Here is a 14,102-nt window from a genome sequence, read left to right on the forward strand (position 1 = left end):
GCCTTCGGCCGGGGGCTTCTTCGTGCTCACGGTCTCCGTGTCCGGACTCCGCGCCCCGTCCTCGCGCCTAGACTCCGTGTTCGGTCTCCGTGTTCCGGCGATGCTCCGCGGCGGGTGTTCCATGTCCTGCGGCCCGGCTTCCCGGATTCGGGTTCCAGGTTCTCGGGTTCGGGGGAACACCCGCCGGGCGGGGCTACTGCCAGGGCGTGCCGGTGAGGAGTTCGTACGCCTCCAGGTACTTCGCCCGGGTCGCGTCCACGATCTCCTGGGGCAGGGCCGGGGGCGGCTGCTCGCTCTTCCGGTCCCAGCCGGAGGCCGGGGAGGTCAGCCAGTCGCGTACGAACTGCTTGTCGTAGCTGGGCTGGGCCCGGCCCGGCTCCCAGGTGGCCGCGGGCCAGAAGCGCGAGGAGTCCGGGGTCAGCACCTCGTCCCCGATGATCAGTTCCTCGCCGCCGTCGGCCGTGGGGGCGAAGCCGAACTCGAACTTCGTGTCGGCCAGGACGATGCCGCGCTCGCGGGCGATGTCGCGGGCCCTGCCGTACACGTCGAGCGTGGTGCGGCGCAGCAGGCCGGCGGTGTCCTCGCCGACCTGGCGGGCCACCTCCTCGAAGCTCACGTTCTCGTCGTGATCGCCCACGGCTGCCTTGGTGGCGGGGGTGAAGATCGGCTCCGGCAGTTCGGAGCCGTCGACGAGGCCCTCGGGCAGCGCGAGACCGCAGACCGTGCGGGACTCCCGGTACTCGGCGAGCCCGGAGCCGGTGAGATAGCCGCGGGCGACGCACTCGACCGGGACCATCCGCAGCGACTTGCAGACGAGGGTGCGGCCCGCCCAGTCCGCGGGGGCCCCGTCGGGAAGCTCCGTGGACAGCACGTGGTTCGGGACGAGATCGGCGAGCTGGTCGAACCACCACAGCGAGAGCCGGGTGAGCACACGGCCCTTGTCCGGGATCTCGGTGGGCAGGACCCAGTCGTACGCGGACATGCGGTCGCTGGCGACCATGACGAGATCGCCCGCCGCGTTCCGGTACAGGTCGCGCACCTTGCCCGTGTGCAGGTGGGTGAGCCCCGGCACCTGCACCGGCTCGGGCTTTTCTACAAATCCGGACACGCTGCCTCCGCGTAGGTTGATCCAGGAGTCGTTCCGATTCTCCCGTATCGGGCGCGGCGGCGCGGCGCGGGGGCTCGGCTCGCGGGGGCGACGGGGCCACGGACGGGCTGCGACCGGGTCGCGGCACGGTCTAGTCGCGCTTGCAGATGCGGTCGAGGAGGTTGGCGGTGGCCCGCTGGATGCGGGGGTCCACATGGCCGGGGCGGTCCAGCGCCGGGGACCAGGCGAAGGTGCCCGAGGCGAAGACGAGCGCCCCGGACGGCGCCCGGTACAGGGAGGTCTCCTGGTGGCGACGGGCGCCCTCGCTGTCCACGTACGGGGAGTGGGCGAGCAGGATGCGGCTCTCGTGCTCGGGGAGCAGGGTGCGCGGGAAGTAGCGGTCGGCCTCGCCCGCGACCAGCCCGTCGAGCTCGTCGCCCTCGCCGGCGCCGGTCGCCTCCCAGAGCCAGTGCTCGGCGTTCCGCACGACCAGGGGGTGCGGATCGGGAACCCGGCCCGCGTACTGGATGCCCATCAGCTGCTGCTCCGGGCGGTCGATCTCGCGCCAGAGCGCGGGCTTCCCGGGGCCGCGCCGTTTGCGGCAGGTGAGCAGGCGGTCGGGCACGCCGGACGGTGAGGGGGAGAGGCTGACCTGCCAGTACATGGTGTTGGCGGAGAGGAAGACCAGCGAGGTGCCGCCGTCGCGGGCGCGCTCGGCGGTACGGCGCATGGGGACCGACCAGTACTCGTCGTGGCCGGGGAAGACCAGGCCGCGGTAGCGGGCCGGGTCGACGCGCCCGGCGTGCAGATCGCGGGTGTCGGCGTACGCGAGGTCGTAGCCGTACCGCTCGGCCCAGCGGATGAAGTCGTAGGCGTGGCCGACGTGGAGCGGCAGACCGGCACCGGCGTACGGGCGGTCGAAGGAGACGGTGATCGCGGCGTCCTCCTCGCCGAGGAGGCCGCCCGCCTCGTCCCAGGCGTGGTAGAGGCTGGCACCGATGTGCCCGTCCTCCGGATAGAGGTTGTACGCCTGCCAGGTGATGTCCGGCAGGACCAGCAGCAGGTCGGCCGGGTGGTCGTCGCGGACCGTGAACGGGATGTGGGAGCGGTAGCCGTCCGCCGTGGTGAGCACGGCGACGTACGCGCCGATCGACCAGTAGCTCGGGATCTGGAGCCGCCAGGACTGCCACCAGTGATGGCAGGAGACGGTGCGGTCGGCGGTGAGCGGCGCGGGCTGGACGATGCCGGAGAGCCGGGGGCTCGTGGTGATCTGGCGGGCGCCGTCGCCCCCGTAGTGCCCGATGCGGTAGATGTCCACGGAGAACTGCTGGGGCGGGTCCACCGTGACGTGGAAGTCGATCGCCTCGCCGGGGGCCGCGGCGCCGTTGGAGATGAAGCCCTTGATCTGGCGGTGCACGTCGTCGGCGGTGCGGGTGCCGCCGTCGGTGGAACAGCGCCCCAGCGCCGGATCGGCGTACCAGGGGACGACGTGCCCGGTGTCGTCGAAGTAGTTCTCACTGCCGCGGAGCCAGGGCAGGGGGCCCTGGCCGAAGGGGTCGGAGACGGCGTGCGCGAGGGCACCCGACTCCCACCGCCGAATGTGCTCCGCCCCCATACCGATTCCCTCCCTCGAGTCCCCCGGGACAACAGCCGACGGCCGATGAGCGGTCGAGGCGACGGCCGATGGGCGATCGCCGGTGGTCATGCGTCATCGGTGCGCCAACAGTGGTGCGCCGACTGTCAGCGTCGATCCCCAGCACATCACATAACGCATGCGGTCCGTCACCGTTCGTCGCGAATTGACGGGAACGGAGCCTGTAATTCCGGGTGTTGGGTGTGAAAACCGGGACGGATGGGTCAGACGAGGCGTACGGGTTTGTCGGTGCGTACGCCGACCTCGTCCAGCCAGGAACGCAGCGGCTCCGCGTCCCCGTCCTCGACCAGGCTGAGCACGGGGACGCCCAGATCCGCCCGGCGCGCGCCGTCGACCAGCAGCGCGGGGCCGTCGAGCCAGTCGAGGCCGGGCGCTGCGCCCGCCGTGTCCACCGCCGCGCAGCAGACCATCGCCGTGACGTGGTCGGCGAGCAGCTCCGGGCCCGTACGGGGCGGCTGGAGCGGGAAGAGGGGGAGGGCATCGGGCCCGCACTTGTCGAGGGCCCCGGCGGTCCGCAGGCGCCGGTCCTGCTCCTCGCGGGCGACCGCGGCGCCGATCCCGGCGGCGAGCTCCTCACCGGCCTCGGGGCGGCCCGCCAGGTGTTCGACGACGCGGGCCAGGGTGGGCAGCCCGGCGTCCACGGAGCGGTCCGCGGACGCCGCCGTGCGGGGCGTCGCGGGCACGGCGGGGGCAGCGGGGACGGCTCCCGGAGCGGGACCGGCGGGCGTGACGGGCATGACGGGTGCGGCGGGGGCGGTGAGCAGGCCGGGCGGGGCCGCCATCGCGTCGAGGACCCGGTGCAGCCGGGCGGCCTCGGTGCGCCACTTCCGGTCGACGACTTCGTCCGGGTACTCCTGCCAGTCGACCGGTGACCAGTCTGGTCCGGGGTGGGCCGGACCGCCGTGGAACAGCCGGGCCGCCAGCAGCGACGCCGCCTCGTCGGCCGCGCCCGGCTCCTCCAGCAGATCGCAGGCGGGGCGCTCGCCGAGCCGGGAGGAGAACCCGTCGGCGAGCCGGTCGCGCCGGGACAGCTCGGTCAGCGCGGCCACCACCCCCGCGTCCAGCCGGCTCGGCCAGCGGCCCATCCGCCAGGCGGGCAGGGCGACCCGGGTGAGCAGCCGGTCCCAGCCCGCGTAGGCGAGGCCGACCTGCTCCTGGGCGACGATCCGCAGGCCGTAGTCCACACCCTGTGCACGGATCGACGCGGCGGCGGCGACGCCCCGCTCCATCTCCGTGACGTGACCGCGACAGCTGCGCAGCAGCAGCCGGGCGGTCCGGCCGACGAAGGCGCGCGGCACTCTGCGCAGGCCCGCCAGCGGACCGGACAGGGGAGCGTCGGCGTCGGCGACCGCTCCGTCGAGTCCCCGGACGAAACGGCGGGCGGCCGCTATGTCGGGATGGGCGGACGGGCCCGTTCCCGCGACGACCGGGGCGAGCACCGCCCGTAGCTCCCCGACCCGCATCCACCACAGGAACGGCGACCCGATGACCAGCACCGGGGCGGTCCGCTCCCGGCGGCGGGCCCGGGACACGGCGAACCGCGGGCCCGGCCCGGGGGCGGCCAGGGGCTGCGCCGCGGGGTGCGTGCGGTCCTCCAGCCAGCTGTCGCAGTCGGGTGTCAGGGCTATCGCCGAGGGGGCGGGGACCCCGAGTCGGTCCGCGAGGTCCTCGACCAGGCGGTAGAGATCGGGGGCGTCCCGCTCGGCGAGCGGGACGGTCGGGCTGACCGCCGGCCTCGCCCGGACGACCGCGACCGCGACGGCGGCGGCCAGCGCGAGCACGACGAGCGCGCAGACCGCGACGGCCCAGCGCGTCGTGTCCCAGCCACTGCCCACGGCGAACCCCTGGGCGCCCGCCACGAGCAGCACCACGGCCACCGCCGCGGGCAGGATCGCGACGGCCGTCGCCCTGCCGCGGATGCGCAGCAGGGCATGGGCCCGGGCGCGCGCACTCAGCGCGCCCAGCTCCTCACTTGCACCGGTACCGGACACGGCCGGATGTCACCCCCTCTGCCCCCGCGGCGGTGTAGTTCACTCCCCCACTGTGGCACCCGTCACCGACATCGCAATGCCAGTGGGCCAAGTGCCGGAATGCTTGCGCCGCACCCTAGTTGGGGCCTCGGCGGGCGTCATCCGGATGGCTCAGCCGTCACTCGATGGAATGGCTTTGGCTAAAGCTGCTGACGCGCCGCCGCCCTTGGGGCAACGGCGCGTCGACGCGTTCCGCGGTTCTGTGGTTCCGCGAGGCGGGCGGGGCCGCCGGGGCGTGCTCCGGTCCCGGGATCAGCCCTCCGCGGCCTTGCGGGCGATGTCCGTACGGAGCTGGGAGCCGTCGAGCCGGATCCGGGCCGCGGCGGTGTACGCGCGTTCCCGCGCGGCCGCGAGGTCCTTGCCGGTCGCCGTCACGGACAGCACCCGGCCGCCCGCGCTGACGATCGCGTCGCCGTCCCTCTTCGTGCCGGCGTGCAGGACGTACGCGTGCGGGGCGTCCTGCTCCGCCACGTCGTCGAGCCCCTCGATCGGGTCGCCCGTGCGCGGCGTTCCGGGGTAGTTGTGCGAGGCGATGACCACGGTGACGGCGGCCTCGTCGCGCCACTTGAGCGGGGGCAGCTCGTCGAGCGTGCCCTCGGCGGCGCCGAGCAGGACACCGGCCAGCGGGGTCTTCAGACGGGCCAGGACCACCTGGGTCTCGGGGTCACCGAAGCGGGCGTTGAACTCGATCACCCGGACGCCGCGCGAAGTGATCGCGAGGCCCGCGTACAGCAGCCCGGAGAACGGGGTGCCGCGGCGGCGGAGCTCGTCGACGGTCGGCTGGAGCACCGACCGCGTGACCTCGTCGACCAGCTCGGGGCCGGCCCACGGGAGCGGGGAGTAGGCGCCCATGCCGCCGGTGTTCGGGCCCTGGTCGTCGTCCAGGGCGCGCTTGAAGTCCTGGGCGGGCTGGAGCGGCAGCACGGTGGTGCCGTCCGTGATCGCGAAGAGGCTGACCTCGGGCCCGTCGAGGAACTCCTCGATGACCACGCGCTCGCAGGCCAGGGCGTGCTCGCGGGCCGCCTCGACGTCGTCGGTGACGACGACGCCCTTGCCCGCGGCGAGACCGTCGTCCTTCACCACGTACGGGGCGCCGAAGGCGTCGAGGGCGGCGTCGATCTCGGCCGGGGTGGCGCAGACGTAGCTGCGGGCGGTCGGGACGCCCGCCCCGGCCATCACGTCCTTGGCGAACGCCTTGGAACCCTCCAGCCGGGCCGCCTCGCGGGAGGGGCCGAAGCAGGCGATGCCCGCGGCGCGCACGGCGTCGGCGACCCCGGCGACGAGCGGCGCCTCCGGGCCGACGACCACCAGTGCGGCGCCCAGGTCGATGGCGAGGCGCGCGACGGCGTCGCCGTCGAGTGCGTCGACCGGGTGCAGTTCGGCCACCTCCGCGATGCCGGCGTTGCCGGGAGCGCAGTACAGAGCGGTGACGTCGGGGTCGAGGGAGAGAGAGCGGCACAGGGCGTGTTCGCGGGCGCCGCCGCCGATGACGAGGACCTTCACGGGGTGCAGCCTAGCCGCCGGGGCGCGGCGCCCTTGACGGGCGCCGGTCCGTGGACGGTACGGGGGCGGGGCCGCGGCCGCCGCGCGACCTGGGCCGGGGGTCCGGCCGGCGCGGGCCACGGACCGCTACTCGTTGGTGAACTCCTCGACGACCGTGGCGCCCAGCTCGCGGACGATCAGCTCGTGCCCGGAGAGCGCCGAGTCGACGAGATCCGGGTCGTCGGCCTCGGGGATGTCGTCCTCGGGAGCGACCGCGCGCGGGGGTGCGGTGTACGACGGGGACGCGGGCTCCGGGGCGGACGCCCCGCCCGGCCGGGACTGCTGCTGCGGCCCGGGCGGCGGCTGCCGGGAGCCCTGCTCCTGCTGCGGAGGAGCGGCCGGGCGGGGCTCGTGACCCTGCTGCGGGGCGGGGGGCTGGTACTGAGGCGCGGCGGAGTAGGAGCGTCCGCCACCGCCCTGCGGGGGTGCCCCGGCAGAGCCCGACGGGTCGATGACGGTCTCGATCTTCCACTGCGCGTTGAAGCGCTCGGCGAGTGCCTGGCGGAGCACGTCCTCGCTGCCGCTGCTCGCGAAGGTGTCGCGGGCTCCGGCGTTGAGGAAGCCGATCTGCAGGGTGCTGCCGTCGAAGCCGGTGACCTGGGCGTTCTGGCTGAGCAGGATCCAGGTGAACCGGCGGCGGTTCTTCACCGCCTCCAGGACGTCCGGCCACATGTTCCGCACCTGGGCGGCGCCCTGGGCCATGCCCGCGCCCGGATCGGCGGCGGGCGCCTGCGGGGCGGCCTGGGCGGGCGGTGCGGACGGGGCGGGTGCGGGGGCGGCCTGCGGGGGCTGCGACCGGCCCGGGGCGGAGGCCGTCGGCCAGCCGCCGGGACGGCGGCCCGACTCCGGCGCGGCCGCCGCGGGCCAGGCCCCGGGCCGCTGACCGCCCGCGGGAGCGGGGGCCGGGGCGGCGGGCGCGGGCGCAGACGCGGGCGGGGCCGCCGGGGTCTCGTAGGAGGGCGGAGCCTCCGGGGCGGGCGGCGGCGCCTGCACCGGGGCGGGTGCCTCGCCCCGTACGGCCGCGCGGGCGGCGGCGGGTCCGCCACCGGGCGGCGCGGCGGGTACGGGCGCGTGGGCCAGGGCCTCCGGGCCGGGGACGTACCCCATCGCGGGCCCCGGGCCCGTGGTCGCGAAGGAGGCGCCCCGCTCCAGCCGGTCGAGCCGGGCCTGGAGCGAGCGCTCGTCGTCGAAGGCGGCGGGCAGCAGCACCCGGGCGCAGATCAGCTCCACCTGGAGGCGCGGCGAGGTCGCCCCGCGCATCTCCGTGAGCCCGGCGTTGACCAGGTCGGCGGCACGGCTCAGCTCGGCGGCGCCGAAGACGGACGCCTGGGCCTGCATCCGCTCGACGACATCGACGGGGGCGTCGATCAGCCCCTTCTCCCCGGCGTCCGGCACGGCGGCCAGGATCACCAGGTCGCGCAGCCGCTCCAGGAGGTCGGCGACGAACCGGCGCGGGTCGTTGCCGCCCTCGACCACCCGGTCCACCACCTCGAACGCCGCCGCCCCGTCGCCCGACGCGAAGGCGTCCACGACCGAGTCGAGCAGCGAGCCGTCCGTGTACCCGAGCAGCGCGGTCGCCATGGCGTACGTCACGCCGTCGTCGGCGGCGCCGGCCAGCAGCTGGTCCATCACCGACATCGAGTCACGCACGGAGCCGGCCCCGGCCCGCACGACGAGCGGGAGCACACCGTCCTCGACCGGGATGCCCTCCCTGCCGCAGACCTCCGCGAGGTAGTCCCGCAGCGTCCCCGGCGGCACGAGCCGGAAGGGGTAGTGGTGCGTACGAGACCGGATGGTGCCGATGACCTTCTCGGGCTCGGTCGTGGCGAAGATGAACTTGAGATGCTCCGGCGGCTCCTCGACCACCTTCAGCAGGGCGTTGAACCCCGCCGAGGTGACCATGTGCGCCTCGTCGATGATGTAGATCTTGTAGCGGCTCGACGCGGGGCCGAAGAACGCCTTCTCCCGCAGGTCACGGGCGTCGTCCACGCCACCGTGCGACGCGGCGTCGATCTCGATGACGTCGATCGAACCCGGTCCGTTGCGCGCGAGGTCCCGGCAGGACTGGCACTCCCCGCACGGCGTGGGCGTCGGCCCCTGCTCGCAGTTCAGGCAGCGGGCCAGGATGCGCGCACTGGTCGTCTTGCCGCACCCGCGCGGACCGCTGAACAGGTACGCGTGATTGACCCGGTTGTTCCGCAGGGCCTGCTGCAGCGGGTCGGTGACATGCTCCTGCCCGATGACCTCGGCGAAGGACTCGGGGCGGTAGCGGCGGTACAGCGCAAGGGACGACACACCTACGAGGTTATCCGGGCCGACCGACAACCGGCCCCGGAACCACCGCCCGGAAACGCAAGGGCCCCCCACGCACCCGCCAGAGCCGACCTACCCTTGCTGCCTTCCGGCCCTGGGGGAGTTCAGTCAGATAGCGCCACGTGAGGGGCTGACGCCCACCTTAGCGGATCCCCACCCCTACCGGTCCACCTCCCCTCCTCCCGCCCCCGTCCGAAGCCCCGGGGATACCCCCGGGACACCCCCGGAGAGATCTCGAAACGGTCTCGAAGCGATCTTGGGGCCAACAGGTTCGCGAGCACTCCTCAACGTCTTGTATTGTTTGCGGCGGAGGATTCGCCTAGTGGCCTAGGGCGCACGCTTGGAAAGCGTGTTGGGGGCAACCCCTCACGAGTTCGAATCTCGTATCCTCCGCCATTGCTCTCACCGGGCAATACGTCGAAGGGCCCCGCAGCTTGCTGCGGGGCCCTTCTTCGTGCGTGGTCTCAGTTTCCCTGCGGCGCGGTGTCGGGCCTACCGGCCGTTGAGAACGGCACGGCACACACCGCAGAACATGGCGGCGCCCCGCCGTACCTGTGCATCAGCTGGCCGCACTCGGTGCACGGCCCGAGCTCCCGCGGCGGGCAGCCCAGCGCGGCGGAGGCAACCGCTCGCTCGATGGCCGTGATGAGCATTGAGTTCCGGGACCGTTGCACCGGCATCCCAGGGAGGGTGAAGCCGCGGGCGGGCTGCCCAAGATCGCGGATGGGCCGGGCGTCGCTGACACAGAAGAGACTGGAGATCCACCTGGGCGTGTCCATGGCAGCCACCACGTCGAAGGTGGTGCATGAGTGCGATGCCGCCATCCTGGATCACCAGGAGGCCGAGCGGAGCCGCCGGGCCATGGTCTACCCCGGAGCAGGGGGCTCGTCGCCGCGATTGAGGCAAAGCACTACGGCGCCTCACCCGGCCTCGGGATCGGTCGAGGGTTCTTGGGACTGGCCCAGGAGCTGGGCGGGAAGAAGCGTTCGCTGGTCTTTCCGTCACAGTGCTCCACCACACTCGGCGCGTATCTCGTAGCGGATCCGCAGGCGTTTGAACTGGTGCAACCAGGCGAAGGTCCGCTCGACGACCCAGCGTGTCTTGCCCAGGTCGGAGCCGTGCGGGGTGCCGCGACGGGCGATCTTCGGTGTGATCCCGCGAGCTCGGACAAGGCGGCGGTACTTGTCGAAGTCGTAGCCGCGGTCGGCGAAGAGTCGCCGGGGCCGGTGGCGGGGCCGCCCTCGGAGGCCGCGGATGCGCGGAATGGCGTCCAGCAGTGGCATGAGCTGGGTGACGTCGTGGCGGTTCCCGCCGGTCAGAGAGACAGCGAGCGGGGTTCCGTGCCGGTCGACGATCAGGTGGTGCTTGCTGCCGGGCCGGGCCCGGTCGACCGGCGAAGGTCCGGTGTGAGCCCCCTTTGAGAGCCCTGACATGCGAGCCGTCCACTGCCGCGTCATCCATGTTCAGCAGACCGGCCGCCCGCAACTCCGCCAGAAGCACCTCGTGCAGACGAGGCCAGACACCGGCCTCGGTCCAGTCCCTCAACCGCCGCCAAGCAGTCACCCCGCTGCAACCGGTCCTCCCCGCAGGCACATCCGCCCAGCTCACGCCCTTGCACAGCACATAAACGATGCCCCGCAAAGCAGCACGGTCATCCACCGGCAACCGCCCGGGATGCCGATGCCGCCGAGGTGGACGAGGAGGAAGCAACGGGGCTATGCGTTGCCACAGGTCATCAGGCACAAGATCAGCAGACACCCAGCAGATCCTGCCGACACAACACTCAACTGCTAAGCAAACAAACCGATCTCATTCTGAAATGATCAGTAAGTGGCTGGCCCCCAGCCGCTACGCCCGTCTACTTGTAAAGCAGCGCCACTGCCCATGTCGGACCGCGCGGAAGAACTCGATCGCACACGGAAGATTTCAGTCGATATTTAAGTTACTGCACTGAACGCGACGGTGCGTGATAGGCGTTGAGCAGGGGATGCCGTTCAAGGGCCGGCATCACGAAGCACCAGGGAGTACGCATGTCCAACGAGCCGAGCGATTTCCGGGCCTGGCTCATGCGCCATGTCGATGAACGGTCGGCCGTCGGCGACCTTGCCCGTGACGTACGGGACGACACCGAATGGCCCGAGGGCGAACCTGAGACGTTCGAGCTCTATAACGAGTACCTCGACTCCATGAACGCCTGTGAAGGTGCGCTGGACGCCCTTGAGAAGGCGTGGAGCCACTACGACGCGATCCGAACGTGAGCCTCGGCAGACTGAAGCCTTCCGCGCGGTGACAGTGATCTGGTCCACGGCACGGCGACTTGAGCAGCCAGGTCACAACCACGTCGACTGAAATCTGCGGTGCGATCCGACAACCTACGTGAGGCCGAGAGGAGCCAGTTGAACTCGCCTCCCAACAGAGCCAGGTCCCGGAAAGGGCAAGCCCAGCAGGTCGAGGACGCCGTCACTCGTGCACTGGGCAAGGCCCCCACCAATCAGCGGCGACTTACGGACGGCCGCGACACGAGAACCGTCCTTCTCGGCATGATCCGCGAGTGGGAGGAGATTCGTGGCGGCACATTCGAGTGCAGGCTGGTCGGCAGTCGGTGGGCTCATCTGTCCGACGACTCCCTGGCGATCGGCAACTACCGCCCGCTCGGCCTCAGCACAGACATGTGCGCCGTGAGCGACCATTCCACGGCACGCACCTTCGGATCTGGATACCGGGACTTCATCATCGGGAACGCCGCACCCGTGTCCTACTGGAGCGCGCTCACGACACTCGACGACATGGTTCCCGTCATGCTCGCTGTCCTCGACCGCGAGCTCACCGGCGGCATAGCGTGCCTCGACTGGTACCTGCAGACCTCATGCGCACCCAGGCTCTGCCGAGAGCATCCTGCCGAGGACGGCACGCCGTTCTGCGGCTCGATGAGCTGCGCAGGAGCATCGCTGGGGACGCCGTGCGAGTGCTCTTGCAGAGGTGTGAACCATGGAATGGGGGAGGAGGCTGTCCAGACTCTGCGTCCCGAGATGCCAGATTGGCCAACGTCACCAGTGCCGCTGTGGCGCCCAGGCGCGGGCAGTGTGGAAGTCGACCGCGAGCAACGTCGGATCGCGGGGCGAGGCCCCTTCAGCCGGCACGGCGCTCGTCTACGCGCCCCGTCGTCGGCATGGACCGCAGTGAGGATTCACAGGTAGACGTTCTCACTCGTATGTTTCCTTCTATTCCACCCAAAGCGGCGATGGAGCGCATGACGGCCGCCCGCGCCCACAAATGCCAGAGCTTCAGCGTAGTGAGCTCTGGTTCGGTTTGTGACGGTTCGTTGACTGGTGGGCGTCCCGGAGGCAGGACAGGCGCCGCGATGGCCAGCTTCGACGTGGACCCGTCGGTCCAAACTCTCCGGGTACGGCGGGGCGATGGCAGGAAACGTCCTTCAATGTTGGGAGGGCGAATTGACCGACATCCGCCCCTTCACCACCTTCCCCGGACCACGAGGTGATCTTCCTGTTGTGCGGTACTCAGCCCATGGTGGGGTAGGCGAGGAGCTCACCGTCCACCAGGACCAGGCCCTGGTACTCGTTTACCAATACCGGAGCGACGTCGAGCCCGGCGGGCCTGTCCTTGCCGGTCCGGGCGTCAAGGGCCACCGCGGTGGTCGACGAGGCCCGGGCGTAGATCCTGCCGTGCCAGGATGCTGTGACATGCGGGGCGAAACGGCCGTCGGCTTGGTCGTCCTCCAGCCGCCAGAGTTCCTTGCCGCTGGTGGAGTCCAGGGCGACGAGGCGGTCCTGAGACGTGCAGACAAGAGTCTTGGCCTGGTCGAACGGGCAGCTCAAATTATCCAGGTCCTCGGGCACGTCCGCCTGTACTTTGCCGGTGCCAGGCTTCAAGAGCCGGTCGAAACGTGTGCCACCGTCGCCGGCGTAGCCCTGCACCCGGACGAGGGACGGGCCGGCAGATTCGACGGTGGTGTCACCGATGTTCTTTTCTGTCCGCCATTTCTCCTTGCCGGTGGCCGGGTCGGCCCCGACCAGCTGGTCGGGGCCGAATCCGCCGAGAATATCGACGCCTACCGCGGCCTCGGCTGTGACGGCCCGCGTCCGGATGTTCTGTGCTGTCCACCGCACCTGGTGCGTGGCGATGTCGATACCGACCGTCGCCGCGTTGTAGTCGGTGTACACGGTCACGATGACGTTGCCGCCCGCGAAGCCGACCACGTGAGCTTCGGGCGTGGAGCTGTCCCGCTGTGCCCATGCTCGCGGGATTTTGAGCGATGTGCTCCAGGCGGCCTTTCCTGTCTCTGGCGTGGTGGCGACGACCTCGAGCTCCGTTGAGGGAGACTGCGTTCCAGCGCCCGGCTGTCTGGTGACGAACGGCGTCACGACCATGGAGCCGTCGGCCGACACGAGCGGCGCGGTCGCATCATCGTCCTCGCCCAGGGCCTTCGCGCGCGGGCGCGCCACCGCCACCACCTTCCCGGTGGTCAGGTCCACGGTCTGCATTCGGTCGGCGGAGGCCACATACGCAGACGTACGGTGCAGGGTCACCGCGAGGTCACGCACATCGCCCAGCAGATTGGTCCGGCCCGCCGTCGCCTCCGGCGGCAGGGCCACCGCTCCCCGGGCTGTGAACGCCTCCGGTGGATCGTGCGGAACGCGCTCCGGCCTCCTCTTTTCTGCGGGCCCCTTTGAGGAAGAATCCGACGGAACCCCGTCTACCGGACCCCTGTTTGCCGAAGAACCGCAGGCCGACAGGCCGATGGCGAGAAGTGCAACAAGACAGAACCGCCGCGCGCGCATGAACTCCCTTTCCACCCGCAGCGAGGCAACGCTGCCGCTGATGATCAAACCGCAGCATGTCACGCCTCGCACACGGTCGAATGCGGGTGCCCGGACACTGGCCGAAAGCCGACGGACGAGCCGCGTGCCCCCTCGTGGCGCTTCTCCCGCTTGAACGACGGCCGCAACAACGGCGCCCCGCGCAAGGCCAGATCGGCTTCGAACTCCTTGGAGGCGAACCCCTTGTCCGCGATAAACAGCAGACCGGGCTGGCCAGTGGCAGCGTCCGGCCGGCGATCCAGCATCGCTATCTGCACTTCGCGCTCGTCCAGCTTGGGTTGGCCAGAGACCGCAGGATCGACATGACTGTCGAGGTACACACCAGGTATAGCCGCTGATCCTCGCGTTCGGCGGTGCGAGAGGTTGAAAGCACACACACCCTCTATTGGGCACTACTGGCAGCGTTGGGGCTGCCGGTAGTGCCGTTCTGGTCTCATTCGCGTCCGTCCAGGCCCGCCCCCACGGGGTCACCCTGAACGCTCCACCACGGGTCAGGACACCCACGACACCCGCCGGACCCCCATACGAACATTTGGAAAGCGTGTTGGGGGCAACCCCTCACGAGTTCGAATCTCGTATCCTCCGCCATTGCTCTCACCGGGCAATACGTCGAAGGCCCCCACTGCTTGCAGTGGGGG

Annotated in this window: 8 protein-coding genes, 1 tRNA gene, 1 other RNA gene and 1 pseudogene; 2 read left to right on the top strand and 9 right to left on the bottom strand. The window is 71.3% G+C overall.

Features of this window, described 5'->3' with window-relative positions:
- Positions 1–193: 193 nt before the first annotated feature.
- From ACFCV8_RS31590 to ffs, 6 genes and pseudogenes are all read right to left on the bottom strand, one after another.
- Positions 194–1,108 carry a phosphoribosylaminoimidazolesuccinocarboxamide synthase gene (locus ACFCV8_RS31590; RefSeq protein WP_376688919.1) on the bottom strand — a complete coding sequence of 305 codons (915 nt, stop codon included), beginning with the start codon at positions 1,106–1,108 and terminating at the stop codon, positions 194–196.
- A 130-nt stretch (positions 1,109–1,238) separates the two neighbouring features.
- Complete coding sequence (locus tag ACFCV8_RS31595; RefSeq protein WP_376688920.1) at positions 1,239–2,702, bottom strand: N,N-dimethylformamidase beta subunit family domain-containing protein; 1,464 nt, start codon at positions 2,700–2,702, stop codon at positions 1,239–1,241.
- Between the two features lie 242 nt (positions 2,703–2,944).
- Positions 2,945–4,732, bottom strand: coding sequence for a hypothetical protein (locus ACFCV8_RS31600; protein ID WP_376688921.1), 1,788 nt, complete (start codon positions 4,730–4,732; stop codon positions 2,945–2,947).
- A gap of 291 nt (positions 4,733–5,023) precedes the next feature.
- Positions 5,024–6,274: a phosphoribosylamine--glycine ligase gene (gene purD / locus ACFCV8_RS31605; protein WP_376688922.1), complete on the bottom strand. Its 1,251-nt coding sequence runs from the start codon at positions 6,272–6,274 to the stop codon at positions 5,024–5,026.
- Positions 6,275–6,775: 501 nt separating this feature from the next.
- Positions 6,776–8,608, bottom strand: a pseudogene (locus tag ACFCV8_RS31610) (DNA polymerase III subunit gamma and tau); the annotation flags it as partial.
- Between the two features lie 56 nt (positions 8,609–8,664).
- Positions 8,665–8,761, bottom strand: an RNA gene (gene ffs / locus ACFCV8_RS31615) — signal recognition particle sRNA small type.
- A 173-nt stretch (positions 8,762–8,934) separates the two neighbouring features.
- Between ffs and ACFCV8_RS31620 the strand changes: the two genes are divergently transcribed.
- Positions 8,935–9,022: transfer RNA gene (locus tag ACFCV8_RS31620), tRNA-Ser, on the top strand.
- Between the two features lie 605 nt (positions 9,023–9,627).
- Here ACFCV8_RS31620 and ACFCV8_RS31625 read toward each other — a convergent pair.
- A protein-coding gene (locus ACFCV8_RS31625; RefSeq protein WP_376688923.1) for an IS5 family transposase occupies positions 9,628–10,384 on the bottom strand; the annotation gives its coding sequence in 2 pieces (ribosomal slippage) (positions 9,628–10,033 and positions 10,032–10,384; 759 coding nt in all).
- A gap of 272 nt (positions 10,385–10,656) precedes the next feature.
- Between ACFCV8_RS31625 and ACFCV8_RS31630 the strand changes: the two genes are divergently transcribed.
- A complete protein-coding gene (locus tag ACFCV8_RS31630) occupies positions 10,657–10,884 on the top strand; it encodes a YozE family protein (RefSeq protein WP_376688924.1) in 228 nt (75 codons plus the stop codon).
- Positions 10,885–12,144: 1,260 nt separating this feature from the next.
- On the opposite strand, the gene ACFCV8_RS31635 is transcribed toward ACFCV8_RS31630, so the two are convergent.
- Both ACFCV8_RS31635 and ACFCV8_RS31640 read right to left on the bottom strand, forming a co-directional pair.
- Positions 12,145–13,473, bottom strand: coding sequence for a PQQ-binding-like beta-propeller repeat protein (locus ACFCV8_RS31635; protein ID WP_376688925.1), 1,329 nt, complete (start codon positions 13,471–13,473; stop codon positions 12,145–12,147).
- An 11-nt stretch (positions 13,474–13,484) separates the two neighbouring features.
- A complete protein-coding gene (locus ACFCV8_RS31640) occupies positions 13,485–13,784 on the bottom strand; it encodes a hypothetical protein (protein WP_376688926.1) in 300 nt (99 codons plus the stop codon).
- Positions 13,785–14,102 lie beyond the last annotated feature (318 nt).

The sequence above is a fragment of the Streptomyces sp. NPDC056347 genome (assembly GCF_042262625.1).
Lineage (GTDB): Bacteria > Actinomycetota > Actinomycetes > Streptomycetales > Streptomycetaceae > Streptomyces.

Bases quoted from the DNA above. Each gene is read 5' to 3' on its own strand.
- ACFCV8_RS31630 (WP_376688924.1), top strand. From the start codon at position 10,657: ATGTCCAACGAGCCGAGCGATTTCCGGGCCTGGCTCATGCGCCATGTC.
- ACFCV8_RS31595 (WP_376688920.1), bottom strand. From the start codon at position 2,702: ATGGGGGCGGAGCACATTCGGCGGTGGGAGTCGGGTGCCCTCGCGCAC.